The 25,328-nt window shown below is 71.3% G+C and carries 23 protein-coding genes and 1 pseudogene; 14 read left to right on the forward strand and 10 right to left on the reverse strand.

The window, feature by feature from the left end; genetic code table 11:
- Nucleotides 1-79: 79 nt before the first annotated feature.
- From H8R17_RS23765 to H8R17_RS23775, 3 genes are all read right to left on the reverse strand, one after another.
- Entirely contained in the window at nt 80-805 is a 726-nt protein-coding gene (locus H8R17_RS23765; protein ID WP_187825238.1) for an ankyrin repeat domain-containing protein, read from the reverse strand.
- Between the two features lie 143 nt (nt 806-948).
- A complete protein-coding gene (locus H8R17_RS23770; RefSeq protein WP_187825239.1) occupies nt 949-3,318 on the reverse strand; it encodes a glycoside hydrolase family 65 protein in 2,370 nt (789 codons plus the stop codon).
- Between the two features lie 139 nt (nt 3,319-3,457).
- Nucleotides 3,458-5,878: a phosphoketolase gene (locus tag H8R17_RS23775; RefSeq protein WP_187825240.1), complete on the reverse strand. Its 2,421-nt coding sequence runs from the start codon at nt 5,876-5,878 to the stop codon at nt 3,458-3,460.
- Between the two features lie 286 nt (nt 5,879-6,164).
- On the opposite strand from H8R17_RS23775, the gene H8R17_RS23780 reads away from it, so the two are divergent.
- From H8R17_RS23780 to H8R17_RS23800, 5 genes are all read left to right on the forward strand, one after another.
- Complete coding sequence (locus tag H8R17_RS23780; protein WP_187825241.1) at nt 6,165-6,377, forward strand: hypothetical protein; 213 nt, start codon at nt 6,165-6,167, stop codon at nt 6,375-6,377.
- An 823-nt stretch (nt 6,378-7,200) separates the two neighbouring features.
- The gene (locus H8R17_RS23785) at nt 7,201-7,713 is read left to right on the forward strand and encodes a hypothetical protein (protein ID WP_187825242.1); all 513 of its coding nucleotides are present in this window, start codon (nt 7,201-7,203) and stop codon (nt 7,711-7,713) included.
- A gap of 96 nt (nt 7,714-7,809) precedes the next feature.
- A complete protein-coding gene (gene dhaK / locus H8R17_RS23790; RefSeq protein ID WP_187825243.1) occupies nt 7,810-8,802 on the forward strand; it encodes a dihydroxyacetone kinase subunit DhaK in 993 nt (330 codons plus the stop codon).
- A 78-nt stretch (nt 8,803-8,880) separates the two neighbouring features.
- Nucleotides 8,881-9,480 carry a dihydroxyacetone kinase subunit DhaL gene (dhaL, locus tag H8R17_RS23795; RefSeq protein WP_187825244.1) on the forward strand — a complete coding sequence of 200 codons (600 nt, stop codon included), beginning with the start codon at nt 8,881-8,883 and terminating at the stop codon, nt 9,478-9,480.
- Nucleotides 9,473-9,883 (forward strand): PTS-dependent dihydroxyacetone kinase phosphotransferase subunit DhaM, encoded by a 411-nt coding sequence (locus H8R17_RS23800; RefSeq protein WP_187825245.1) that lies wholly within the window; start codon nt 9,473-9,475, stop codon nt 9,881-9,883. The genes dhaL and H8R17_RS23800 overlap by 8 nt, the downstream gene beginning before the upstream one ends.
- A 172-nt stretch (nt 9,884-10,055) precedes the next feature.
- Here H8R17_RS23800 and H8R17_RS23805 read toward each other — a convergent pair whose 3' ends face one another.
- The 5 genes from H8R17_RS23805 to H8R17_RS23825 all read right to left on the reverse strand — a co-directional run bounded on the left by H8R17_RS23805 (nt 10,056) and on the right by H8R17_RS23825 (nt 13,312).
- Nucleotides 10,056-10,292: a hypothetical protein gene (locus tag H8R17_RS23805; RefSeq protein ID WP_187825246.1), complete on the reverse strand. Its 237-nt coding sequence runs from the start codon at nt 10,290-10,292 to the stop codon at nt 10,056-10,058.
- 201 nt (nt 10,293-10,493) lie between these two features.
- Nucleotides 10,494-11,198 (reverse strand): GntR family transcriptional regulator, encoded by a 705-nt coding sequence (locus H8R17_RS23810; protein ID WP_187825247.1) that lies wholly within the window; start codon nt 11,196-11,198, stop codon nt 10,494-10,496.
- A 144-nt stretch (nt 11,199-11,342) separates the two neighbouring features.
- Nucleotides 11,343-12,182: an amino acid ABC transporter ATP-binding protein gene (locus H8R17_RS23815; protein ID WP_187825248.1), complete on the reverse strand. Its 840-nt coding sequence runs from the start codon at nt 12,180-12,182 to the stop codon at nt 11,343-11,345.
- On the reverse strand, nt 12,182-12,973 hold the full coding sequence (locus H8R17_RS23820) for an amino acid ABC transporter permease (RefSeq protein ID WP_187825249.1): 792 nt from the start codon (nt 12,971-12,973) through the stop codon (nt 12,182-12,184). The genes H8R17_RS23815 and H8R17_RS23820 overlap by 1 nt, the downstream gene beginning before the upstream one ends.
- Nucleotides 12,974-13,006: 33 nt before the next feature.
- Nucleotides 13,007-13,312: a hypothetical protein gene (locus H8R17_RS23825; protein ID WP_187825250.1), complete on the reverse strand. Its 306-nt coding sequence runs from the start codon at nt 13,310-13,312 to the stop codon at nt 13,007-13,009.
- A 56-nt stretch (nt 13,313-13,368) separates the two neighbouring features.
- On the opposite strand from H8R17_RS23825, the gene H8R17_RS47260 reads away from it, so the two are divergent.
- The 9 genes and pseudogenes from H8R17_RS47260 to H8R17_RS23870 all read left to right on the forward strand — a co-directional run bounded on the left by H8R17_RS47260 (nt 13,369) and on the right by H8R17_RS23870 (nt 22,665).
- Complete coding sequence (locus H8R17_RS47260) at nt 13,369-13,845, forward strand: hypothetical protein (RefSeq protein ID WP_316959512.1); 477 nt, start codon at nt 13,369-13,371, stop codon at nt 13,843-13,845.
- 105 nt (nt 13,846-13,950) lie between these two features.
- Complete coding sequence (locus H8R17_RS23835) at nt 13,951-15,195, forward strand: FAD-binding oxidoreductase (protein ID WP_187825251.1); 1,245 nt, start codon at nt 13,951-13,953, stop codon at nt 15,193-15,195.
- Nucleotides 15,196-15,250: 55 nt separating this feature from the next.
- Complete coding sequence (locus tag H8R17_RS23840; protein ID WP_187825252.1) at nt 15,251-16,168, forward strand: dihydrodipicolinate synthase family protein; 918 nt, start codon at nt 15,251-15,253, stop codon at nt 16,166-16,168.
- Nucleotides 16,168-17,244 (forward strand): proline racemase family protein, encoded by a 1,077-nt coding sequence (locus H8R17_RS23845; protein ID WP_187825253.1) that lies wholly within the window; start codon nt 16,168-16,170, stop codon nt 17,242-17,244. Before H8R17_RS23840 ends, H8R17_RS23845 begins: the two co-directional genes overlap by 1 nt.
- Nucleotides 17,244-18,734, forward strand: coding sequence for a gamma-aminobutyraldehyde dehydrogenase (locus tag H8R17_RS23850; RefSeq protein ID WP_187825254.1), 1,491 nt, complete (start codon nt 17,244-17,246; stop codon nt 18,732-18,734). The genes H8R17_RS23845 and H8R17_RS23850 overlap by 1 nt, the downstream gene beginning before the upstream one ends.
- Before the next feature lie 80 nt (nt 18,735-18,814).
- Nucleotides 18,815-20,293 (forward strand): sodium:alanine symporter family protein, encoded by a 1,479-nt coding sequence (locus H8R17_RS23855; RefSeq protein ID WP_187825255.1) that lies wholly within the window; start codon nt 18,815-18,817, stop codon nt 20,291-20,293.
- A gap of 23 nt (nt 20,294-20,316) precedes the next feature.
- A pseudogene (locus H8R17_RS23860) lies at nt 20,317-20,740 on the forward strand (biotin carboxylase N-terminal domain-containing protein); the annotation flags it as partial.
- Nucleotides 20,741-20,832: 92 nt separating this feature from the next.
- Entirely contained in the window at nt 20,833-21,900 is a 1,068-nt protein-coding gene (locus H8R17_RS23865) for a proline racemase family protein (protein ID WP_187825256.1), read from the forward strand.
- A gap of 225 nt (nt 21,901-22,125) precedes the next feature.
- Nucleotides 22,126-22,665 (forward strand): hypothetical protein, encoded by a 540-nt coding sequence (locus H8R17_RS23870; protein WP_187825257.1) that lies wholly within the window; start codon nt 22,126-22,128, stop codon nt 22,663-22,665.
- 19 nt (nt 22,666-22,684) lie between these two features.
- On the opposite strand, the gene H8R17_RS23875 is transcribed toward H8R17_RS23870, so the two are convergent.
- Complete coding sequence (locus H8R17_RS23875; protein WP_187825258.1) at nt 22,685-23,242, reverse strand: PadR family transcriptional regulator; 558 nt, start codon at nt 23,240-23,242, stop codon at nt 22,685-22,687.
- Nucleotides 23,243-23,280: 38 nt separating this feature from the next.
- On the reverse strand, nt 23,281-25,296 hold the full coding sequence (locus H8R17_RS23880; protein WP_187825259.1) for an NADPH-dependent 2,4-dienoyl-CoA reductase: 2,016 nt from the start codon (nt 25,294-25,296) through the stop codon (nt 23,281-23,283).
- Between the last annotated feature and the right edge of the window lie 32 nt (nt 25,297-25,328).

A 25,328-nucleotide genomic window follows, 5' to 3' on the forward strand; every position in this document is an offset into this window, starting at 1 on the left:
TCCCAAACAGGACAGTCGAGACGTCAGTCAGGCGAGGGGTCAGACCCACCAGCGGCGTCACCACGTCACATCCTCACTGTCAGGCGAGTTCTCCGGCCGACTTCGCGCCACGCTCGCGCAGCCAGTCGGCCAGGCCGGGGTGGCCGGAGCGGTGCGCGGCGTCGAGCGGGGTCAGGTCGTCGTAGCCGGTCCAGTTGATGTCGCCGCCGCGCTCCAGCAGGTGGGCGGCCATCTCCCGCTGGCCGCCGTGGCAGGCGCACCACAGCGCGCCGGTGATCTCCTGCGGGCTGGGCGGCTCGGCGGCCGGCGGGAAGCAGGCGGTGACGCGGTCGGCCGCGCCGAGGGCGGCGGCCTGCCACAGTGTCGTGCGCGCTCCGCGCTCCAGCAGCCGCCGGGCGGCTCTCCACTGGCCAAAGGCCACCGCGTCGGACATCGGCGTGCCGCCGTCGATGACGGAGCCGTCGGCCTCGATGTCCGCGCCCAGGTCGAGCAGGGCGTCCAGGACGGCGACGTCGTCGCAGCTGGCCGCCCAGTGCAGCGGGGTCTCGCGGTGCGGGCCGGTGAACCGCGCGTTCACGTCCGCGCCCGCGCCGGCCAGGGCGGCGACCGTGCCGGGGCCGTTCGGGACGTGGCCGGGCCAGTCGGTGACGACGTGCAGCAGCGTGCGGGTGGTCTTCAGGTTGCCCAGCCGGGCCGTGGCCAGACCCGGATGGGCGGTCAGCAGGTCGCGCAGCGCCGGCACGTTGCCGGTGCGGATCGCCTCGACGGCGGCGCGGGCCAGTGGCGCGTTGGTGTCGATGAGCATCAGCTACCTCCCGGATCACCTCCTGGGTAGCACGCGCCACTGACAATCCGGTGCGGGGGGCCTCTCCTACGGCACCCTGCGGGCCCGGTCGTGGGTCACCCGGTGGGCAAGGTCGTGGATCGCCCCGAGCGCTGCTTCTTGAGTCAGTCCGGGAGGAAGAGCCGGCCGGTCTCCCCCGGCTGGAGGCGCACGTGGCGGTCCGGCAGCCGTACGTCGATCGGGTCGCGGTTGGAGGACGGCACGGCGATCTCCAGGTGGCGGCGTTCCAGGCCCAGCCGCACTCCCCAGTGGCCGTGGTAGCGGATGGCGAAGCCGTAGGAGGACAGCTCGGGCAGAGGCACGGGATCGAGCCACAGCGCGCCCTCGCGGGTCTCCATCCCGGTCAGTCCGCGCTGGACCAGGTCGAGGGTGCCCGCCATGGCGCCCAGGTGGATGCCCTCGCCGGTGGTGCCGCCCTGGATGTCGGCGATGTCGCCCTGGAGGGCCTCCTGGCAGAACTTCCAGGCCTCGGCACGCCGGGCCCGGGCAAGTACCCAGCCGTGGACCAGCCCGCTGAGGGTGGAGCCGTGGCTGGTGCGGTGCAGGTAGTAGTCGACGGTGCGGTGCCAGGTCTCCTCGTCCAGCGGGAGGCCCAGCCGCTGGAACAGGCCCTGCAGTTCGGACGGTGAGAACAGGTAGCCGAGCATCAGCACGTCGGCCTGTTTGGAGGCCTGGTAGCGGTTGACGGTGTCGCCCTCCGCCTCCAGGATCCGGTCCAGGCGGCGGATGTCGCCGTAGCGCTGCCGGTAGCCGTCCCAGTCGAGTTCGGCGAGGTCGCCGAAGCCCTCGAACTGGCTGATCACGCCGTCGTGGAAGGGCACGTGCAGGGCGCGGGAGACGTCCTCCCACTGCTCCAGTTCGCGGTAGTCCAGCTCGGTGCGCTCCACGAGTTCGCGGTGACGCGGCTCGGGCAGGGCGTCCAGCAGCTCCAACGTGCGGGTGAGCACCCAGGCGGCGGTGACGTTGGTGTACGCGTTGTCGTCGATGCCGGGTTCCGGCGCGCCGGGGTAGGCGTCGTGGTACTCGTCCGGGCCGACCACGCCGGTGATGCGGTACCGGCCGAGGGTCTCGTCGTAGCGGGCCGAGTTCGCCCAGAAGCGGGCGATCTGCAGCAGCATCTCGGCGCCCTTGGTGTGCAGGAACTCGGTGTCGCCGGTGGCCTCGCAGTACTGCCAGACGTTGTACGCGATCGCCGACCCGACGTGGTGCTGGAACCGGGAGTGGTCGGGCAGCCAGCGTCCCGAGCGCGGGTTGAGGTGCAGCCGCTGGGTCTCCTCGCGGCCGTCGCTGCCGCTCTGCCACGGGTACATCGCGCCCTTGTGGCCGGCGTCCACGGCGGCGGTGCGGGCCCGTTCCAGGCGCCGGTGGCGGTAGTGCAGCAGGGCGCGCGAGACCTCGGGGAAGTGCAGGTTGAGGTAGGGCAGGACGAACAGCTCGTCCCAGAAGACATGGCCGCGGTAGGCCTCGCCGTGCAGCCCGCGCGCGGGCACGCCGACGTCGAGGTCGGCGGTGTGCGGGGAGAGGGTCTGCAGGACGTGGAAGAGGTGCAGGCGCAGGATGCTGCCCGACTCGCCGGGCACGTCGAGTTCCGCGCGGCGCCACATCTGGTCCCAGGCCGTCCGGTGCGAGGCCAGCAGCGCCTCGAAGCCGGGGACGCGGCCGACCCGGTCGATCGCGGCGTACACGGGATCGCTGATCGCCGGGTCGCGCGAGGTGTACAGGGCGACGATCTTGTCGACGGTGGTGCTCCGGTCCGGTGCGAGGTCCAGGCGCGTCAGCTGGCGGGCGCACGGCGGGTCGTGCTGGATCAGGGCGGGCGCGTCGGCGGTGAGCCGGGACGCCATACCGACGCGGATGTCCGAGGTGCGGGTACGGCATCGCAGCCACACCGTGTGCGGGGCGGCGGTGCCGGTGTGCACGTGGGTCAGGTGGTGTCCGTCAAGCTCCCGGTAGCGCGGCACGCCGGCGTTGCTCACCCCGCCGTCGAGGGCCGCCTCGACGGTGAGCGCGCCGGAGAAGCCCTCGGCGGTGAACTCGGTGCGCAGCGCGGCCAGATGCGGGTCGGCCATGTGCACGATCCGCTGCTGGCGCACCGCGAGCACGCCGTGCCCGCCGACCCGGTACCGGGTCCGGCGCTCCAGCAGCCCCGTGGACAGGTGCAGCACCGCACGGTGGTCGAGCACGGTCGCGGTGTCCGGGGTCAGCCAGGAGCCGCCGTCGACGCGGAACCGCAGCGGGAGCCAGTTCGGCACGTTGACCAGGTCCTCGTTCTCGACCCGGCGGCCCGCCACCTCGGAGGTGAGCCGGTTGTAGCAGCCCGCGACGTACGTGCCCGGATAGTGCACGCCGTCGGCGGCGCACTCCGGCAGCGCCCCGCGCGTGGCGAAGTACCCGTTGCCCAGCGTGCACAGCGACTCCCGCAGCCGCTCGGCCGCCGGTTCGTAGCCCTCGTACTCCCAGCTCAACCCCGTCACTTCGCTCCTCCTCCCGGCTCGCCGAGCGGCTCTTTGGCCTCCCGTTCGACGACGGGTTCCCGTACACCGCCGTAGGGCCGTGCCGCGGCGGCCTGGCACCCGAGTCCCCCTCCAGGGCCCGGTCCACGCACGCGGCGGCTCACCCGTCCCAGGTCCAGTCGGCGACCTCCGGCAGGTCGGTGCCGTGGGCGCGGATCCAGTCGTGGTGGCGCAGCCGGACGTCCTCCATCCGCTGCCGTACGGCAGCCGCCCGCACGGCGAGGCCCGGGACGCGGTCGATGACGTCCATGACCAGGCGGTAGCGGTCGAGGTCGTTGCCGACGACCATGTCGAACGGCGTGGTCGTGGTCCCGATCTCCTTGTAGCCGCGCACGTGCAGATGGGGGTGTCCGGTGCGCCGGTAGGCCAGGCGGTGGATGAGCCACGGGTAGCCGTGGTAGGCGAAGATCACCGGCTTGTCGGCGGTGAACAGCCCTTCGTACTCGAAGTCGGTCATCCCGTGCGGGTGTTCCCCGCTCGGCATCAGCCGGGCGATGTCGACCACGTTCACCACCCGCACCGCCAGCTCCGGCAGGTGGCGGCGCAGCAACTGGGCGGCGGCCAGCACCTCCTGCGTGGGGACGTCCCCGGCGCAGGCAAGCACCACGTCCGGTTCGCGGCCGTTCTCGGTGCCCGCCCAGTCCCAGATCCCGGCGCCCCGCGCGCAGTGGGTGCGTGCCTCCGCCATCGGCAGCCAGTCGAAGCAGGGCTGCTTGCCCGCCACGATCACGTTGACGTAGTCCCGGCTGCGCAGGGCGTGGTCCGCCACGGCGAGGAGGGTGTTGGCGTCCGGCGGCAGGTACACCCGTACCGCCTCGGGGCTCTTGTTGAGGATGTGGTCGACGAAGCCGGGGTCCTGGTGGGAGAAGCCGTTGTGGTCCTGCCGCCACACGTGCGAGGTGAGCAGGTAGTTGAGCGAGGCGACGGGGGCGCGCCAGGGCAGGCGGCGGGTGACGCGCAGCCACTTGATGTGCTGGTTGACCATCGAGTCGACGATGTGCACGAACGCCTCGTAGCAGGAGAACAGCCCGTGCCGGCCGGTGAGCAGGTAGCCCTCCAGCCAGCCCTGGCAGGTGTGTTCGGACAGGATCTCCATCACCCGCCCGTCCCGCTGGAGGTGTTCGTCCACGGGCAGGATCTGTGCCTGCCAGGCCTTGCCGCTGGCGGCGTAGACGGCCTCCAGCCGGTTGGAGGCCGTCTCGTCGGGGCCGACGAGCCGGAAGTCGCGCCGGTCGGCGGTGACCCGCATGACGTCCTTCAGGTACTCGCCGAGAACACGGGTGGGTTCGTGCAGCACGGCGCCTGGCTTGTCGACTTCGACGGCGTAGGACTCCAGCGGCGGAAGGGGGAGTTCGCGCACCAGCAGTCCGCCGTTGGCGTGCGGCGTGGCGCCGAGGCGGCGGTCGCCGTCGGGGACGCAGGCGAGGACGTCCGGGGCCGGCCGGCCGTCGGCGTCGAAGAGCTCCTCGGGGCGGTAGGACCTCAGCCACTCCTCCAGCTGCCGCAGGTGGTCGGGGTTGTCGCGGACGGCGGCCAGCGGGACCTGGTGGGAGCGCCAGGTGCCGGACACGGGCAGGCCGTCGACCTCGGCCGGGCCGGTCCAGCCCTTGGGGGTGCGCAGCACGATCACCGGCCAGCGGGGGCGTTCGGCGGCGCCGTCCTCGCGGGCGGCGCGCTGGATCCCGGCGATGCGGTCCAGGGCGCTGTCCGTGGCCCGGGCCATCGCGTGGTGGACGGCGACCGGGTCGTCGCCGGTGACGTGGATCGGGTCGTGGCCGTAGCCCCGGAGAAGCTCGTCGAGCTCGGGTTCGGGGAGCCGGGCGAGCAACGCCGGATTGGCGATCTTGTAGCCGTTGAGGTGCAGGATCGGCAGGACGGCGCCGTCGTGCACGGGGTCCAGGAACTTGTTGGAGTGCCAGGACGCGGCCAGCGGTCCGGTCTCCGCCTCGCCGTCGCCGATGACGCAGGCGACGAGCAGGCCGGGGTTGTCCAGGGCGGCCCCGTAGGCGTGCGACAGCGCGTAGCCGAGCTCGCCGCCCTCGTGGATAGAGCCCGGTGTCTCGGGTGCGACGTGGCTCGGCACGCCGCCGGGGAACGAGAACTGCCTGAAGAGCCGCGCCATGCCCGCCGCGTCCCGGGTGACGTCCGGGTAGGTCCGGGTGTAGGAACCCTCCAGCCAGGAGTTGGCCACGACCGCGGGTCCGCCGTGGCCGGGGCCCCAGACGCACAGGGCGTCGAGGTCCCGGGCCTTGATGACGCGGTTGAGGTGGGTGTGGACGAGGTTGAGGCCAGGGGCCGTGCCCCAGTGGCCCAGCAGCCGCGGCTTGACGTGCTCCGGGCGCAACGGCTCGGTCAGCAGCGGGTTCGCCATGAGGTAGATCTGGCCGGCGGACAGGTAGTTCGCGGCGCGCCAGTGGGCGTCCAGCGTCCTCAGCTCGTCGTCCGCGAGCGCGGCGGGATGGGGGTCCCCCCGGCCGGAGGCTGGGGGAGGGGCGGTCGCCTGCTGGGGTTCGACGGACATCAGGGGTTCCCTTCCGGGTCGGGGACGGGGCGGGCGGGACCGGCCGGTCGGTACCTCCTCACCTTCCTCCCGCCGCCGGGTACCCCGTAGGGCCGGGCGGGCCATATGGCGCAGTACTTCGGCCATGAAGTGGGCCGGACGTGGCCGATCGCGCCATGAGGGGCTGACGGGGCGAAGGACGGTCGGCCTACTGGAAGGCGCAGCCGGGCGGATTGGGGGGACTTTTCGGGTGCCGGCCCTGGAACCCGTAGGTCGAACCCCCGCCGAGACGCGGTACGGAGGTCTCTTGGTGCGGCGCCGACGGGCAGCGGCGGTGGTCCTGCTCGCCTCGATCCTGTTGCTGCATCTCTTCGCCCCGGGAATCGCACCGGAGGTGGGCCCGGCGGTGCAGAGCGCGGTGGCTGCGGACACGGGCGTACCCGGCGAGGCGGCGGCCGGACGGTTCCCCACGCATGCCGCGGGTCGGAGCGCCGCGGCGTTGCAGACGTTTCGCTGCTGAGTACGGCAGTACCGATCAGGGCCTGCGCCGTGCGGCCTGCGTGCTGTCCGTGCCGCGACGCGGTGACGAGCAGGCCTTCGTGGCTGATATGTCCATGACATGATAGGGATGCTGGAGGCCGCGGCGGCGGACGGGATCACCACGGTCGACCTGGGCAGCGGCCGGGCCGCTACAAGGAGTCGCTCAAGACCCGTGACCTGCGGGTGCACGAGGGTGCGGTGGTGCGTCCGGTGCCGGGCGGCGCCGTGCACTGGCTGGGCCGGGAGCCGGCGCGGGCCGCTACGTCCGCAACCGGCCCCGGCTGGCGGGCGCGGCCGCGCGGGCGCTGGAGGAGGTGGGGCGGTTGCGGGAGCGGTGACCGCCGTTGGACCACGGCCCGCCATTGGTCCACCTGCCGGCCGTTCGTTCACTGCCCGACGTTGGTTCACTGCCGGCAGTCGGCCCGCGGGGTGCCCTCGGTCCGCCGGGCGCCGCAGGTCGCCAGGCTGCACCATCTGCGGCGCGCCCGCTCGCGTCGAGGAACAGCCAGCCGCAGTCCGCGCTGGGGCAGCGGCGGATCGTGAAGCGCTGGGGATCGGCGAGGAGTTCGCCCGCGCTGCGGGCCACCGCGCACAGGGGCTGCCGCAGACCGGCGGAGGGGGACGGCTGCCAGCGGCCCAGGCCGTCCTCGCCCCGAACGGACCGAGCAACTGGAACTCCATGGCTGCCCAGCAGCCTAACGGGGCGAAGTCCCGGCGTGGTGAGGGTTTGGTCAGCGGCCGGGACGAGACTGCCGTACGCCTCTTGGGCGAACCCTCTTGTCCCCTCCGACCGGGAGAGACTCATGCGACGAACCGTTCTCGCCCCGCTGGCCCTTGCCGCCGTGCTCGTGGCAGCACACCCCGCGTCCGCGGAAACCGGCGCCCGCACTGGCTGGGAACCGGCGCCGTCCGCGCCGTGGGACGCCGACGCCGGCCTGCGGTGCGACTTCCCCGTGCACGGCGAGCCCGTAGTCGACGAGGTGGTGCGGCGCGTCCTGGACACCCGTCCCGACGGCTCCCCGAAGCGGGTGGCGTACAAGGGCGATCTCGTCGTACGCGTCACGAACACCGGCACCGGCGCCTCCTACGACGCCGACGCGAGCGGCTCGGCCCTCGTCGAGTACCGCACCGACGGCTCCCAGTTCTGGACCGTGCACGGCCCCGTCCTGGTCGGTGTCGGTCCCGGCCTGGGCAGCCTGCCCCGCGGCCTGTACATCGTCGACGGTCTCTACACGATGAACATCGCCTCCGACGGGTACAAGACCGTGAACCTGCTCCACGGTACGACCGACGACCTCTGCGCCCGCATCGACTGACCGGCCCCGCGAGGCACGCCGGGAGGTCCGCACAGGTGACCGCCACCGTTCCCAAGGTCGATACTGCGGGAGAGCCGTTGTCACCAGGAGGTCCTCATGAAGATGCTCATCAACGTCCCCGAGACCGTGGTCGCGGACGCGCTACGTGGCCTGGCGGCCGCCCATCCCGAGCTGTCCGTGGACGTGGAGAACCGCGTGATCGTACGGCGGGACGCACCCGTGGCCGGGAAGGTCGCCCTGGTCTCCGGCGGGGGCTCGGGGCACGAGCCGCTGCACGGCGGTTTCGTCGGCCCCGGCATGCTGTCGGCCGCCTGTCCCGGCGAGGTGTTCACGTCGCCGGTGCCCGACCAGATGGTGCGGGCGGCCGCCGCCGTGGACAGCGGGACCGGTGTGCTGTTCATCGTGAAGAACTACACCGGTGACGTGCTCAACTTCGACATGGCCGCCGAACTGGCCGAGGACGAGGGCATTCAGATCGCCAAGGTGCTGGTCGACGATGACGTGGCAGTCACCGACAGCCTCTACACCGCGGGGCGGCGCGGCACCGGCGCGACCCTGTTCGTGGAGAAGATCGCGGGCGCGGCGGCGGACGAGGGGCAGCCGCTGGAGCGGGTGGAGGCCGTCGGGCGGCAGGTGAACGAGAACTCCCGCAGCTTCGGCGTCGCGCTGAGCGCGTGCACGACGCCGGCCAAGGGCAGCCCCACGTTCGAGCTGCCGCCGGGCGAGCTGGAGCTGGGCATCGGCATCCACGGCGAGCCGGGCCGGGAGCGGCGGCCGATGATGACCTCCGGGGAGATCGCCGACGTCGCCGTGGACGCGGTCCTGGCGGACCTCTCCCCGCGCAATCCCGTCCTGGTCCTGGTCAACGGCATGGGCGCGACGCCGCTGCTGGAGCTGTACGGCTTCAACGCCGAGGTGCAGCGGGTGCTCGCCGCGCGCGGTGTCGCCGTCGCCCGCACGCTCGTCGGCAACTACGTGACGTCACTCGACATGGCGGGCGCCTCGGTCACCCTGTGCCAGGTCGACGAGGAACTGCTGCGGCTGTGGGACGCGCCGGTGAAGACGCCGGGGCTGCGCTGGGGCATGTGACGCGCACCGGGGTAACCGATCACCGGTGAGCGCGACCCGCTCGGTGACCACACCGCACCTACCAGGCAAGGAGATCCAGTGCTCGACGCCGACTTCTTCCGCCGTTGGATGACGGCGACCGCCGCGTCCGTCGACCGCGAGGCGGAACGGCTCACCGCCCTCGACTCGCCCATCGGGGACGCCGACCACGGCAGCAATCTGCAGCGCGGGTTCACGGCCGTGAGGGCCGCGCTGGAGAAGGAGGCCCCCGGAACACCGGGTGCGGTACTGATCCTGGCAGGCCGTCAGCTCATCTCGACCGTCGGCGGCGCCTCGGGGCCCCTGTACGGGACGCTGCTGCGCCGCACCGGCAAGGCGCTCGGGGACGCCGCCGAGGTCGGTGCGGAGCAGTTGGCCGAGGCGCTGCGGGCGGGTGTGCAGGCGGTGATGACGCTCGGCGGTGCCGCGCCGGGCGACAAGACCATGGTGGACGCGCTGCTGCCCGCCGTGGAGGCGCTCTCCGACTCGTTCGCGGCGGCGCGGGCGGCGGCCGAGGAGGGAGCCCTGGCGACGACGCCGTTGCAGGCCCGCAAGGGCAGGGCGAGCTATCTCGGGGAGCGCAGTATCGGGCACCAGGACCCGGGTGCCACCTCGGCGGCGCTGCTCATCGCCGCTCTCGTGGAGGCCGGCGGTGAGTGACGAGAAGCTGGTCGGGATCGTGCTGGTGTCGCACAGCGCGGAGGTGGCGGCGTCGGTGGCCGCGCTCGCGAAGGGGCTCGCGGGCGGGGCGGCCGGGGTGCCCGTCGCGCCGGCAGGCGGCACCGAGAGCGGTGGGCTCGGCACCAGCGCGGAGCTGATCGCCGCCGGCGCCGCGTCCGTCGACCGCGGTGCCGGGGTCGCCGTGCTGACCGACCTGGGCAGTGCGGTGCTCACCGTGAAGGCCCTGCTCGCGGAGGGCGACGAACTCCCCGACGGCACGCGCCTGGTGGACGCCCCGTTCGTCGAGGGCGCGGTGGCCGCGGTCGTCACGGCTTCGACGGGAGCGGACCTGGCGGCGGTGGCCGCGGCAGCCGAGGAGGCGTACACGTACCGGAAGGTGTGAGGCTGACGGTTGGCCCGGGGGGACGCTCGGCCAAGGGTTGACGGCAAACGGCCGTTGGTGAGCGCGCGCCCCGTCAACGACTGTGGGCAAACGGCCGTTGGCGAAGCTCCCGTCCGGTGTGTCAACGAACTCCCGACAGGAGCCGGGGACCTGAGTCCGTGTCGGACTCCGGTCACCCGGCCACCCGCGTCGGCGCGGCATCAGCGACGACAGCGGCCCGCGCCACAGGCATGAACTCGCCATCTATCATGGGAAGTTCAGCCGTAAGGAGCTTCAGCACACGTAACGCCCCCGGCTCCTCACCAACGAACCCGGACGGCTGCCGCTCCAGATCCAGCTGCTGCTCGTGGAGCTCGGCGCGGCGCACGTCGATGTCGCGGAGTCGCTGTTCGCGGCCACCGGCCGGCACTGCTGCGCGCCTTCGCCCGGCCTCGGCATCAAGGTGACGCTGGTCGAGCCCGGCGTCTACGCCACCGACTGGGCGGACCCGTCGGTCCGGGCGCAGGGCGAGCAGGCCGCCTGGCCGAGAAGGGCCGGCCGTACCCGCGCGGGAAGCGCCATCCACAGCGGCGGTCCGCCCTGCGCCCGGAGGGCGGGCGGGGCGGACAGGTCAGGCCTCGGAGCCCTCCGCGCCGCGCTGTCCGATCATCTCGATCAGCTCGTCGGCGCTCGCCCGGGTGTGGCGTTCCACCTCGGCCTCGATGGTCCGGGGGTCGCCGCCGAGAATGGCGTCGATCAGCCGTTCGTGGACGTGCAGGGCCCGGTCGGGGTCGGACCGGGTGCTCTCGTCGACGGTGATGGCGAGGTTGATCTGTGCTTCCACGGTGGGCCAGATCCGCTTCAGCATGACGTTGTCGGAAGCGTCCCAGATGGTGCGGTGCAGGGCGATGTGGGCCTGATGGAGGCGCGCAGCGTCCTGCACCCGGTGCGCGGCCCGGTACTCCTGCCAGGCAGCCTCCAGTTTCGCCCGTCGCGAGCCGTCGGAGTCGTCGGCCAGCGCCTTCGCCGCGAGAGTCTCCAGGGCGACACGGACGGCCGCGGTGTCCACGATGAACTTCTCGTCGATCGACGTGACGACGACTCCGCGATAGGGCTGCTGTTCGAGGAGCCCTTCGTGGATCAGCTGGTAGATGGCTTCGCGTAGGGTCGGACGGCTGACGCCCAACTGCTGAGCGATGTGGACCTCACGCACGCGCTGGCCGGCCTTCAGCTCCCCGGCCATGATCGCCCGGCGGAGTTCGTCCACCACCGCGTCCCGGCGCGTCTGAGTGCTGACCGGCCTCGGACCGGCGGCCTGGGCGGCGTACTCGCTCATGAAACCTCCGCAGATTGTCAGACGCATTCTAGAAGGGATGGGAGCGGCCGGAAGGCACCGCAAGCGTCCGATGGACACGAGACCCGCGATGCCGTCGTCCCTCCGCACCGTTCCGGCGGAAGGGACGACGAGCACCCGGCCCGGTCAGAAGCGGATGGCGTCGATGAACGCCCGTAGCCCGGGTGTACGAGGGTTGGTGAACGCCTCGCTGGGCAGGGCGTCCTCCTTGATCACACCGTCCTCGAAGTAGCAGAGGCGGTCGGCGGCCTTGGAGGCGAACGCCATGTCGTGGGTGACGATGACGCAGGCGATGCCTTCCTCCTGCTTCAGCTTGGTCAGCACGCCCAGGACCTCGGCGGCGACCGGCGGGTCGAGTGCGGAGGTGATCTCGTCGCACAGCAGCAGGCGCGGGCGCATCATCAGGGCGCGTGCGATCGCCACGCGCTGACGCTCGCCTCCGGACAGCTGGGTGCAGCGGCTGCGCAGGTGCTGGGCCATGCCGACCTCGGTCAGAGCGCGTTCGGCGCGCTCCAGCAGCTGCGCCTTGCTCTCGCCCAGGACCCGCCGCGGGGCGATGGTGAGGTTGTCCAGGACGTTCATGTGGGGCCACAGGGTGTAGCTCTGGAAGATCATTCCGATCTGGCCCCGGAGCTCCTTCCATGCCTCGGTGTACTCGCCGTCCTGCACCACGCATTGGCCGTCGAGGTGGATGTCGCCGGCGTCCGGCTCTTCCAGACCGGCGATGACCCGCAGCAGGGTGCTCTTCCCGGAGCCGCTCTTGCCGATGAGCACGGCGATCTCGCCGCTGCCGATGCGGAAGTCGGCTTCCTTGAGGACCTGGCGTCCGTGGAAGGACTTGCTGACGCCTCGGGTGCGCAGGAACGCGGTGTCGGGGGGCTGTCCGCCGTCCTGGACGCCGGTGGTGGCCGCGTCGACGGGCGTGCCCTTGCTCAGGGCCGAGGGGTTGGTTTCCTGCGTCGCCATCAGGCACCTTCCGGTTGGAACTTCACGCTGGAGGGGTTCGCCGCGACGGGCGGCCGGTAGCCGGGCCGCAGCCGGCCGAGCGTGCCGCGCAGCCCGGACGAGGGCGGCGGAGCGCCCCGCGAGCCGGAGGTGATCATGCGCCGCTCGATGTAGCTGGTGAACAGCGTCGCGGGGAAGGCGATGGCGAAGTACAGCAGGGCGACCAGGGTGAAGATCTCCATGGGCCGGTAGGTCTGGCTGGAGAGGATGTTGCCCTGGAACGTCAGGTCCGGGCTGCCCAGAGCGGACACCAGGGAGGTGTCCTTGAACATGCTCACGTTCAGCGACAGGATCGTGGGGATCTGCTGGCGGAAGGCCTGCGGCACGATGATGTGCCGCAGGATCTGCACCCTTCCCATCCGCAGCATCCGGGCCGCCTCGATCTGTTCGACGGGGATCGACTGCATGCCGGCGCGATAGGTCTCGGCCATGAAGGCGGTCAGATGCGCGGTGAGCGCCATGATGATCGAGAGCTTCGCGGGGAAGGTCATATCGAGCAGGGCCGGCAGGGCATAGAACACCCACAACAGCTGGACCAGCAGCGGTGTGCAGCGGAACGCCTCGATGTAGAGCTGGGCGGGCCACCAGATGACTTCGATCTTCGACATCCGCGCCACGGCGACCGGGAATGCCAGGACACTGCTGGCCGCGATCACGATGGCCGAGATTTCCAGGGTCAGCCTCAGGCCGTCCAGGAGGGTGGGCAGCGCGGGACCGATGACGCTCAGGTCCGGCGTGTAGGCGAGATACATCGCGGTCTACCTTCGTCAGACGGGAAGCGGCGGTCAGGGCTTGATCTGGAGATCGCTCAGCGCGTCCACGTCGCGGTAGCCGGCCTGGGCGAAGGCACGCTCGATCTCACCGCTGGCCACGGAGTTGTCGACCGCGACGTTGAAGATCTCCATGGAGCGGGCGTCGATTCCTGCGGGGACGCCGTAGGCCACGTGGTGCACGAAGATCGCCGGGTCGGGGACGACGATGCCCACGGACTTGTCCTTGTTCGCCATGTCCACGGCGGTGCCCAGGTCGGTGAAGACCGCCACGGCCCGGCCGGCCTTCACCCCGCTGAGCGCGTTCTGGAAGGTGTCCACCCGCAGTTCCTTCGCCTTGACCTTCTGCAGCGCCGTATCCAGCTGCTCCAGGGTGCGTGAGAGCGCGGGCGGGCGGCGGCAACCTGCGCCACGACATCACCGACCCGGCACAGATCACGGAACTGTACGACCGGGCAGGCCGGGTGGACGCGGTCGTCAGCACCGCCGGCACGCCCGAGGACCAGCACGGCTCCTGCACCCTGATCACCGGCATCCTGACCCGCGAGCCGATCCCCACCGGCAGCGCGGCTTCCATGGCCAACGGCGCGCTGGAGGCGTTCGTGCGGGCCGCCATGGAAAACGCCCCGCAGCGCATCAACGCGGTCAGCCCCACGGTCTTCACCGAGAGCCTCGGTATGTACGTATACAGGCCGCCTCCGCAGTTCAGGGCTCCGGTGCCAGCGGGGCACCTGCTGCGCATGCAGCTACGCGCGTGCACGCGGCCTCAGAAATGCACCCCTCGTGGCGACAGGAGCAAGCTCATTTACAGGAAGTTCACCCCGCCTATTGACTGCACGGGATGGCGTGCCTAGCGTCTCCTCCACGCCGAAGATTGTTTGACAATCTGCACCGGGGGGAGGTTGTCGTCCCCACTGCAAAAGGCGCCCGGCGCGCCCTGTCAGGAGGTACTCGACTCCATGCGGACCATTGTTGTGGGCGCCGGTGCCGTCGGCCTGGCCAGTGCCTACCGGCTGGCCAGGAGCGGCTGTGAGGTGGTGGTACTGGACGCCCGGCGCGCGGGCTCCGCCGCCAGCCACGGCAACGCAGCCAAGATCGCACTCGCGGAGAGCGGTCCGGTGCCGGCCCCGGGAGTCATCCTGCAGGGCCTGAAGTGGATGCTGAAGCCGGACAGCCCGCTGTACGTCAAGCCCTCGCTCGCCCCGGGCTTCCTGAAGTTCATGCTGACCATGGCCCGGCACTGCACCGCCCGCGACTTCCGCCAGGTTCTGGAGACCACCCTGCGCCTGGCCGAGGGCACCATGGACCTGCTCGACAACTGGACCCGGGACGGCATCGCCTTCGAGATGCACAAGGCCGGTGTCCTGCTGGCCTTCGAGACCCGGGAGAGATACGAGGAGCAGTGCGCCTCCCTCGACGTCTTCGAGCGCTTCGGCATGGTTCCCGAGCACCTGCACGAGGACGCCGTCCAGGCCCGCGAACCGGCGCTGAACAGCCGGACCCGCCACGGCCTGTACTTCCCCGACGACCGGCAGGTCGAACCGGACTCCCTCACCCAGGGCCTGCTCAAGCGCTGTCAGGAACTGGGCGTGGAGATCCACGAGCACACACCGGTCCGCCGCTTCCTCCGCCAGGGTGACACCGTCACCGGCGTGCTGACCGACAAGGGCGAGATCACCGGCGACACGCTTCTCCTGGCGGCCGGCGTGTGGACCGGCCGCCTGTCCCGCGAACTGGGCGCCCCGCTGCCCATCCGCCCCGGCAAGGGCTACAGCGTCGACTACTCCCCCGCCCCCGTACGGCTGCGTACCTCCCTCACCCTGGAGGACGCCCGGGTCGCGGTGACCCCGCTGAACGGGTTCCTGCGCCTCGCCGGCACGATGGAGTTCGGCGGCCTGGAGGAGAACGTCAATCCCCGGCGCGTCGCCGCCATCAGGCAGGCCGCGGCCGACGCCTTCACCGGCTGGGGCAACCCCCGGGGAGAGGCCAGCCCCTGGGCGGGCCTGCGGCCCATGACCCCGGACGGCCTGCCGGTCATCGGCCGGCTCCACCCGCTGCCCAACGTCTACGTCGCCTCCGGCCACGGCATGCTGGGTCTCACCCTGGCCCCCGCGACCGCCGAGATCATCACCGAGGCCATCACCCGGCAGCGCCTGCCCACCGTCGCCGAGGCGGTCTCCCCGCTCCGCTTCACCCGCAGGTGACCCTCACCCGCTCTTCTCTCGTTTCCACCCCCCGTTCGACTTCAGGAGATCTCCCATGAGTGCCCCGCAGCTCACCGGCATCCTCGGCGCCGTCGTCACCCCGCTGACCGCCGACGGCTCCGCTGTCGATGCCGCGGGCGTCAAGCGCCAGGCCGACCACATCATCTCCGGCGGCATCCACGGTCTCGTCCCCGGCGGCAGCACCGGCGAGTTCACCACGCTGACCCTGGACGAGCGCAAGCAGGCCACCGAGTTGTACGTCGAGGCCGCCGCCGGACGCGTCCCGGTGGTCGCCGGGACCGGCGCGCTGAGCGCGGCCGAGACGGTGGAGCTGAGCGTCCACGCCGAGAAGGCCGGTGCCGCCGCCGTGATGATCGTGCCGCCGTTCTACGACGCCCCGTCCTTCGAGGAGCTTCTCGGCTTCTTCGGCACGGTGTCGGACGCGATCGACGTCCCGATCATGTACTACAACATCCCCTCCGCGACCGGTGTGCAGCTCAGCCCCGAGGAGCTGGCGCAGCTGGCCCGCGAGACGGCGGTGACCTCCTACAAGGACACCGGCGGCGACTTCGCCTGGCTCTCCGCCGTCCAGCAGCAGCACGCGCAGGACATCACCACCCTCAACGGCTGGGACACCCTCACCTTCGCCGCGCTGGCCAGCGGCGCGAAGGCCGGCGTGTGGGGTACCGCCAGCGTGATCCCCCGGCTGTGCGCCGACCTGTACGACGCCCTCGCCGTCCGCGCCGACCTGCACGCCGCGCGCGAGCTGTGGGCGAAGATCTTCCCGATCTGCCGGTTCCTGGAGTCCCACAACTACGCCTGCGGCATCAAGACCGGCGTCGACCTCGTCGGCGTGAGCGCCGGCCCCACGCGCGCCCCCGTCCTGCCGCTCGCCCCGGAGTACCGCGAGGAGCTGCGCACCCTGCTGGCCGCAGCCGGGGTGAAGACCACCGACGACCGGCTGGCCGCGTGATGGCCAAGCGGCATCGCCGCATCCACGCGATCGACGTCCACGCGGAGGGCGAACCGGGACGCGTGCTGATCGGCAGCCACCTGCACGTCAAGGGCGCCACCATGGCCGAACGGCTGCGGTACTGCGAGAAGCACCTCGACGCCCTGCGCGAACTCCTGCTGCGCGAGCCGCGCGGCTACCCGGCCCTGTGCGGCGCCCTGGTACTGCCTCCGGCCGATCCGTCCGCCGACTTCGGAGTGATCGTGCTGGAACAGGGCGGCTTCCGCCCGATGTCCGGATCCAACCTGATCTGCGCCGTCACCGCCCTCGTGGAGACGGGCGCGGTGCCGGTGACCGAGCCGGTCACGGAACTCACCGTGGACACCGCGGTCGGCCTCGTCCGGGTCCGCGTCGACGTCGAAGGGGGCAAGGCCACCCGGGTCACCTTCGCCAACGTGCCCGCCTTCGCGGTCGCCCTGGACCACGTCCTGGAGCTGCCCGAGTACGGGTCCGTGCCGGTGGACGTCGTCTTCGGCGGGCAGTTCTTCGTCCAGGCGCGCGCCGCCGACCTGGGCATCCCCCTGGAGGCCTCCGCCGCCAAGGAGATCGTCCGCGCCGGAGCGGTGCTGCGCACCGTCGCCCAGCAGCAGGTGCCGGTCAGCCACCCGCTCAACCCCGGCATCAACCAGATCTCCCTGACGATGATCCACGGCCCCTCGCCGACGCCGGGCGCCTCCGGCCGCAACGCGGTCGTCCTGCCGAACGGCCACGTGGACCTGGCGGACCCGGTGACCTGGACCGGCACGCTGGACCGCTCCCCGTGCGGCACCGGCACCTGCGGCCGCATGGCCGCCCTGCACGCTCGCGGCGAGCTCCCCCTGAACACACCGTTCGTCCATGAGTCGATCATCGGAACCACCTTCACGGGCACGCTCCAGGACACCACCCGGATCGGCCCCCACGAAGCCGTGGAGCCGACGATCAGCGGACGCGGCTGGATCACCGCGTTCAGCCAGTACGTCCTGGACGAGACCGACCCCTTCCCGCACGGCTACACGCTCGGCGACCTGTGGGGCGCCACCGAACAGGAGCGCTGATGGAGAGCACCGGAACGCAGTTCATCGCGGGCAAGCGCCGCTCCGGCACGTCCGGCGAGCAGTACTCGGTGACCAACCCGGCCACCGGAGAGGTCCTGGCCACCGACACCCTGGCAGGACCGGAGGACGTGCACGAGGCGGTCGCCGCCGCCCGCACCGCCTTCGCCGCATGGTCGCGCACCACCCCCGTCGAGCGCTCCGAAGCCATGCTGCGCTGGGCCGACATCCTCCAACAGCGCAGCGAGGAGTTCGCCCGCACCGAGAGCCGGATCGGCGGCAAGCCGATCAGGCTGAGCAGCGGCTTCGACATCCCCGGCACCATCGACAACGTCCGCTTCTTCGCCGGCGCGGCCCGCAACCTGGAAGGGCGCGCCTCGGCGGAGTACTCCGGCGAGCACACCTCCACCATCCGCCGCGAACCCATCGGCGTGATCGGCTCCATCGCCCCCTGGAACTACCCCCTCCAGATGGCGGCCTGGAAGGTGCTGCCCGCCGTCGCCGCCGGCAACACCGTGGTGCTCAAGCCGTCCGAGCTCACCCCGCTGACCTCGGTGATGTTCGCCGAGGCGGCGCAGGAGGCCGGGATCCCCGACGGCGTGATCAACATCGTCACCGGCAGCGGACCCGTCGCCGGGCAGGCTCTGGTCTCCCACCCCGACGTCGCCATGGTCTCGTTCACCGGCTCCACTGCGGTCGGCCGCCAGATCGCCGCGCAGGCGGCGGGGATGGTCAAGCGTGTCCACCTCGAACTCGGCGGCAAGGCGCCCTTCGTCGTCTTCGACGACGCCGACCTGGAGGCCGCCGCCCGCGGCGCCGTGGCCGGGGCCCTCATCAACGCCGGCCAGGACTGCACGGCCGCCACCCGCGCCTACGTCCAGCGCCCCCTGTACGAGGCGTTCGTCGAGCGGGTGGCCGCGCTCATGGACGGCGTACGACTGGGGCCGGTCGACGACCCCGACACCGACATGGGCTCCCTGATCTCCTTCCAGCAGCGCGACAAGGTCGCCGCCATGGTCGAGGACGCCCGCCGGGCCGGGGCCACGATCGTGCGCGGCGGGCGGATCCCCGACGGGCCGCTGGGCCGGGCCGCCTACTACGAGCCCACCCTCATCACCGACGCCGCGCAGGACTGCGCCGTCGTCCAGCAGGAGATCTTCGGCCCGGTCCTCGTCTGCCTGCCCTTCGACACCGACGACGAGGCCATCCGGCTCGCCAACGACACCCCGTACGGGCTGGCCTCCTCGGCCTGGACCAGCAACGTCTTCCGCGCCGGGCGGGCGAGCCGCGAGATCCAGGCGGGCTGCGTCTGGATCAACGACCACATCCCGATCATCAGCGAGATGCCGCACGGCGGCTACAAGGCCTCCGGCTTCGGCAAGGACATGTCGGCGTACTCCTTCGACGAGTACACCAACGTCAAGCATGTCATGTCGGAGATCACCGGCGAGCGGCACAAGTCCTGGCACGACGTGGTTTTCACCGGCCGCTGACCCTGCCTCGCGGCGTTCCGCGAGAGGACGGGACGCCTCTCAGGAGACAAGGACGTCTCTTCACGCAGAGGGAACATGACATGGAAAAACTCCTCACCACCATCTACGACCTCATCTGGAACCCGCTGGTATACGTCACGCTCATCACCGGGTCCGTCTACACCATCGCCACGCGCGGTGTGCAGGTAAGACACCTGCCAGGAATGATCAAGTGTCTTTTCGGGCGTGCTGATTCGGACACGGGCACCTCCTCTTTCCAGGCATTCGCCATGGCGCTGGGAGGGCGGGTCGGCGTGGGCAACATCGCCGGCGTCGCCACCGCGATCTCCTTCGGCGGGCCCGGCGCGTTGTTCTGGATGATCGCCACTGCCGTTCTCACTGCTTCCAGCGCGTTCATCGAGGCCACGCTCGGCCAGATCTACAAGGTCAAGTCCGAAGGCGAGTACCGCGGCGGCATTCCCTGGTACATCGAGAAGGGCCTCGGTCTGAAGTGGCTCGCAGTCGCGGCAGCCGGCGTGGCGGTGCTGTGCTACGCCCTGCTGATCCCCGGCGTGCAGTCCTCGACCATCGTCACCTCGATGGACGCCGCCTTCGGCATTCCGACGTGGCTGACCGGGCTGGTCGTGGTCGCCATTCTCGGGCTTGTGGTGTTCGGCGGCACGAAGCGCATCGCCGCGTTCTCCGAGAAGGTCGTGCCGTTCATGGCCGCCTGCTACGTGTTGCTCGCCATCGTCGTCCTGATCGCCAACTTCGGGGAGATCCCGGGGGTCGTGCGGATGGTCATGGGCTCCGCGTTCGGAACCGACGCCGTCTTCGGCGGCATGATCGGCGCCGCGGTGTCCTGGGGCGTTCGACGCTCCCTCTACTCGAACGTCGCCGGTGTCGGCGAGGGCGGCTTCGCCGGTGCGGCGGCCTCGGTCTCCCACCCGGTCAAGCAGGGACTGGTCCAGTCGTTCTCCGTGTACATCGACACTCTTCTGGTCTGCACGGCGACCGGCGTGATGATCCTCTCGACCGGGGCGTACAACATCCTGCCCGAGGGGCGAGACGCACTCGTCGAGAACCTTCCGGGAGTGGAACCGGGGGCGGCCTTCACGCAGACCGCCATCGACACGGGCATTCCAGGGGCGGACTTCGGCGCCGGGTTCGTGGCCGTTGCGATCTTCTTCTTCGCCTTCACCTCACTCCTGTCGTACTTCTACTACGGCGTGACGAACATCGTGTACCTCACCGGCAGTTCCCGAGGTGTTCCGGCCCGCATCGTGCAGGCCGTGGTCCTGCTGTCGGCCTACCTCGGCACGGTGCGCAGCACCGAACGGGTGTGGCAGCTCGGTGACATCGGGTACGGGCTCATCGCCTGGTTCAACATGATCGCCATCGCCCTGCTCCTGCCGATAGCGCTTCGCGCCCTGCGGGACTACGAACGCCAGATGAAGGACGGGCTCGACCCGGTCTTCGACCCCGTCAAGGCCGGCATCAAGGGAGCCTCTTTCTGGGAGTCCGGCGATGCCCCCGCCCGACTGTCACGGTCGGACAGCGCAGAAGCGGTGTCCGGGTGAACGGGTGCCGACCCAGGCGGCTCCACCTTGACCGCAACTCGCTGCACCGGGCGAAGGCCGACGAGTCGTACCTGATCGGCGAGCGCGGGCACCCGGTGCGGGCGTACCTGTCGGTCGACGAGATGATCAGGGCCGCCCGCACAGCCGGTGCGGACGCGGTCTGCCCCGTGCAGCGCCGGCACCAAGAAAGTCGTCGAGATCGTCCCGGCGCCGAACCTGGACCCGCGGCTGCGGGAGCGGATCTGCGCCGACGCCGTCGCCGTCGCCCGCCACATCGGCTACGTGAACGCGGGCACGGTCGAGTTCCTGGTCGACGAGCGCGGCAACCACGTGTTCATCGAGATGAACCCCCAGATCCAGGTGGAGCACACGGTGACCGAGCAGGTCACCGACCGGGACCTGGTGATGGCGCAGCTGCGGATCGCATCGGGCGCCACCCTGCCCGAAGGGGCGTCCGTCGAGGCCGGGCAGACCGTCGCCACCATCGACGTCAGGCATCGGACCGTCAGGAAGCCCTTCCCCACAGAAAGCTGGTAGCCATGCGCTGGAACAAGACTGTCACCGTCGTCGACTGTCATGCCGAGGGCGAGAGTGGCCGGGTCGTCGTCGGCGGGGTCGTCGACATACCCGGAGAGACGGTGTTCGACAAGCGGACGTACGTTGCCACGCAGCAGGACGACCTGCGCCGCATGATCCTCTTCGAGCCGCGCGGCGCCGCGCACCACAACGCCAACGTACTCGTCCCCTCCCACCACCCCGAGGCGCAGATGGGGTACATCATCATGGAGTCGACGGAGTACCCGGCGATGTCCGGCTCGAACACCATGTGCGTCGCGACCGTGTTGCTGGAGACGGGCATCCTGCCGATGACCGAGCCGGTGACCAAGCTGGTCCTGGAGTCTCCGGCCGGGCTCATCCGCGTCGAGTGCGACTGCGCGGACGGCAAGGTGGTCCGCGTCCGCTTCGTCAACCAGCCGGCCTTCTGCTACTTCCTTCAGAAGCCGGTCAAGGTCGAGGGGCTCGGTGAGATCGCGGTCGACGTCGCGTACGGGGGGATGACGTACGTCCTGGTGGACGCCGAGCAGATCGGCGTCGAGCTGCATCCCTCCGAGGCGCGTACGCTGTGCGAACTCGGCCAGCGGATCAAGAAGGCCGCGGCCGAGCAGCTGACCGTGAGCCACCCGGACAACCCCGAGATCCCCGGCATCACCATCACCGAGTTCACCGGCCCGCTCCGCCGGGAGCAGGGCGTACTCACCTCCCGCAACGCGGTGATCGTCTCCCCCGGCCGGGTGGACCGCTCCCCGTGCGGCACCGGGACATCGGCGCGGCTCGCCACGATGCACGCGAAGGGACAGATCGAGCAGGGCGAGACGTTCGTCCACGAGTCCCTCATCGGGAGCAGGTTCGAGAGCTCGGTGCTGGACACCGCCAGGGTCGGCCCGTACGACGCGGTCGTTCCCACGGTCGCCGGGCAGGCCTGGATCACCGGGGTCTACCAGATGGGCATGGACCCGACCGATCCGTTCCCACGCGGCTTCACCGTCGCGGACACCTGGCTGCGGTCGATCGACCACCTCGGGTCTGTGCAGTCAGCCGCTGAATAGCCGACCGGGCAGCGCACCCTTGAAGCCCACCCCAGCGCCACCTGCCCTGCCCGATGCGCCTGCCGGGCATCGGCCGGACGAGGGAATCCGTCACCTGCCCGGTGGCAGCCGGAATGCGGGCCGGGCCGCGGGCGCGTTGGCTGCCCCTGAGGCGGCACGGGCACCTCCCGACCCTCGGCGGCGCAAGGGACGTACCGCCAACCGTGTCGTCGGAGGGCAGACCACATGCGCAACTCCCAGCCACTCCTCCGCTCGGCCCTGACCGGGGCGGCCGCCGCCGCGCTTCCGCTCGCCCTGGCCGCCGGGCCGGCCGCAGCAGGCCCGGGCATCTCGGTGAGCACCACCGGGTCCACCGTGTCGGTCACGACCAGCGCCTGCACGCAGATCAACGGCAGCTGGGGCACCGCCTCGCTGCTGAACAGCAGCCAGGCCAACTTCGCCCAGGGGCGTCAGGTGTCGCTGTCGGGGACGAGCGCCCTGCAGTCGGCCGCCTGGTCGAACGTCAGCCCGGGCACGTACACCGTCATCGTGATGTGCTCGAACAACCAGACCGCGGGCACCCAGTCCGTCATCGTCTCCCCCGCTTCCACCCCGACGATCTCCGCCACGGCCTCGGCGTCGCCGCGCGGTGTGATGGGCGGGGTCGGCGGGGCGGCCCGGGACTACGGCACCGTCACGCTCGTGGCGGGCGGCGCCCTGGTCGGGACCGGGATCGCCGCCACGGCCTGGTACCTGCGGCGCCGGAACCGGCCGTACCGGCTCTGAGCCGAGGGGCGAACGGCGGTCAGGTGCGCTCGTGTCCGTGGCCGGGCAGGTCGGCGAACTCCGTCAGGGCTCGCCGCAGCCACTGGGTCCAGAAGGTCTCGAGGTCGATGCCGGCCCGCAGCACCAGGTGCCGCAGCCGGTCCTCGGTGCCGTCCCGGCCGGGCGGGAAGTCGCGTTGCTCGATCTCCTCGTACTCGGCCAGCTGCTGCTCGTGCAGCCGCAGATGGCGGCGCAGGTCGGCCTCGAGGCCGTCGGTGCCGACCACGGCCGCCGCGCGCAGCCGCAGCAGCAGGGCGTCGCGGTGCGGCTTGGGGTCCTGGGAGGCGGCGGTCCAGCGGGCCAGTTCGGCGCGGCCGGCGGGCAGCACTTCGTAGCTCTTCTTCTGCCCGCGGGCCGGCTGCTCGGCGGGCAGCGCCCGGATCAGGCCGTTGGTCTCCAGTTTTCCCAGCTCGCGATAGATCTGCTGGTGCGTCGCGGACCAGAAGTAGCCGATCGACCGGTCGAACCGGCGGGTCAGCTCCAGCCCCGACGACGGCTTTTCGAGCAGGGCGACGAGGATCGCGTGCGGGAGTGACATGGAGTCATCCTAGGGACGCGGCGTACGGCCCTCAGTGCCTAAATTGTCGCCGCCAGCTCCGTGCCCTGCTTGATGGCGCGCTTGGCGTCCAGTTCGGCCGCGAGGTCGGCGCCACCGATGAGGTGCGCGGAGCAGCCCGCGGCGACCAGCTCGTCGTACAGGTCGCGGCACGGCTCCTGCCCGGTGCACAGCACGATGGTGTCCACCTCGAGGACCGTGCTCTCCTCGCCGACGGTGAGGTGCAGTCCGGCGTCGTCGATGCGGTCGTAGCGCACGCCCGGGACCATGGTGACCCCGCGGTGCTTGAGCTCGGTGCGGTGGATCCAGCCGGTGGTCTTGCCGAGCCCCGCGCCGACCTTGCTGGCCTTGCGCTGGAGCAGGTGGACGGTGCGCGGCGGGACGGGCCGCTCGGGGGCGGTCAGGCCGCCGGGCGTCCGGTGGTCCGTGTCCACGCCCCAGTGGCGGAAGTACGTCGCCGGGTTCTCGTGCGCCTTGTCGCCGCTGTCGGTGAGGTACTCGGCGACGTCGAAGCCGATGCCCCCCGCGCCGAGGACGGCGACCCGGTCGCCGACGGGGGCGCCGTCGCGCAGGACGTCGAGGTAGCCGAGGACGCTCGGGTGGTCGACGCCGGGGATGTCGGGGGTGCGGGGCGTGACGCCGGTGGCGACCACCACCTCGTCGTAGCCATCGACGTCCGCGGCCCGGACCCGGGTGTTCAGCTGTACGTCCACGCCGTGCTGGGCGAGTCGCGTACGGAAGTAGCGCAGTGTCTCGTCGAACTCCTGCTTGCCGGGGACCTTGCGGGCGATGTTGAGCTGGCCGCCGATCTCGGGCGCGGCGTCGAACAGCGTCACGTCGTGCCCGCGTTCGGCGGCGGAGACCGCACAGGCCAGACCGGCCGGTCCGGCACCGACGACCGCGACGCGCAAGCGCCGCCGGGTCGGGGACAGCACCAGTTCCGTCTCGTGGCAGGCGCGCGGGTTGACCAGGCAGCTGGTGATCTGCCCGCTGAAGGTGTGGTCGAGGCAGGCCTGGTTGCAGCCGATGCAGGTGTTGATGGCCTCGGGCCGCCCGGCCGCGGCCTTGGCGACGAAGTCGGGGTCGGCGAGCATCGGGCGGGCCATCGACACCATGTCGGCGCAGCCCTCGGCGAGCAACTCCTCGGCGAGTTCGGGGGTGTTGATGCGGTTGGTGGTCACGAGCGGCACGGCGACCTCGCCCATGAGCCGCCTGGTGACCCAGGTGTAGGCGCCCCGCGGCACGGAGGTGGCGATGGTGGGGATGCGGGCCTCGTGCCAGCCGATCCCGGTGTTGATGATCGTCGCCCCGGCGGCCTCGACGGCCTTGGCGAGCGTGACCACCTCGTCGAGCGTGGAGCCGCCGGGCACGAGGTCGAGCATGGACAGCCGGTAGACGACGATGAATTCCTCGCCGACCGCCTCGCGCACCCGCCGGACGATCTCGACGGGGAAGCGCATGCGGTTCTCGTAGGAGCCGCCCCAGCGGTCGGTGCGGTGGTTGGTCTGTGCGGCGATGAACTCGTTGATGAGGTAGCCCTCGGAGCCCATGATCTCGACGCCGTCGTATCCCGCCTGCCGGGCGAGGCGGGCGGCGCGGGCGTAGTCGTCGATCGTGCGCTCCACGTCGGCGTCGGTGAGCTCGCGCGGCGGGTACGGGCTGATGGGCGCCTGGAGAGGGCTGGGGGCGACCAGGTCGCGGTGGTAGGCGTACCGGCCGAAGTGCAGGATCTGCATCGCGATCCGGCCGCCCTCGCGGCGCACCGCCTCGGTGATGACCCGGTGCTGCCCGGCCTCCGCCTCGGTGGTGAGCTTGGCCCCGCCCTCGTACGGCCGGCCCTCCTCGTTGGGTGCGATGCCGCCGGTGACGATCAGCCCCACTCCCCCGCGGGCCCGGGCGGCGTAGAACTCCGCCATCCGCGCGAACCCGCCCTCGGCCTCCTCCAGGCCGACGTGCATGGAGCCCATCAGGACCCGGTTTGGCAGGGTGGTGAAGCCCAGGTCGAGGGGGCTCAGCAGGTAGGGGTAGCGGCTCATCGGGGCCTCCGTGCGCGGTGTCGTGTGTGTAG

It is taken from the genome of Streptomyces sp. TRM68367, from assembly GCF_014495685.1.
GTDB lineage: Bacteria > Actinomycetota > Actinomycetes > Streptomycetales > Streptomycetaceae > Streptomyces.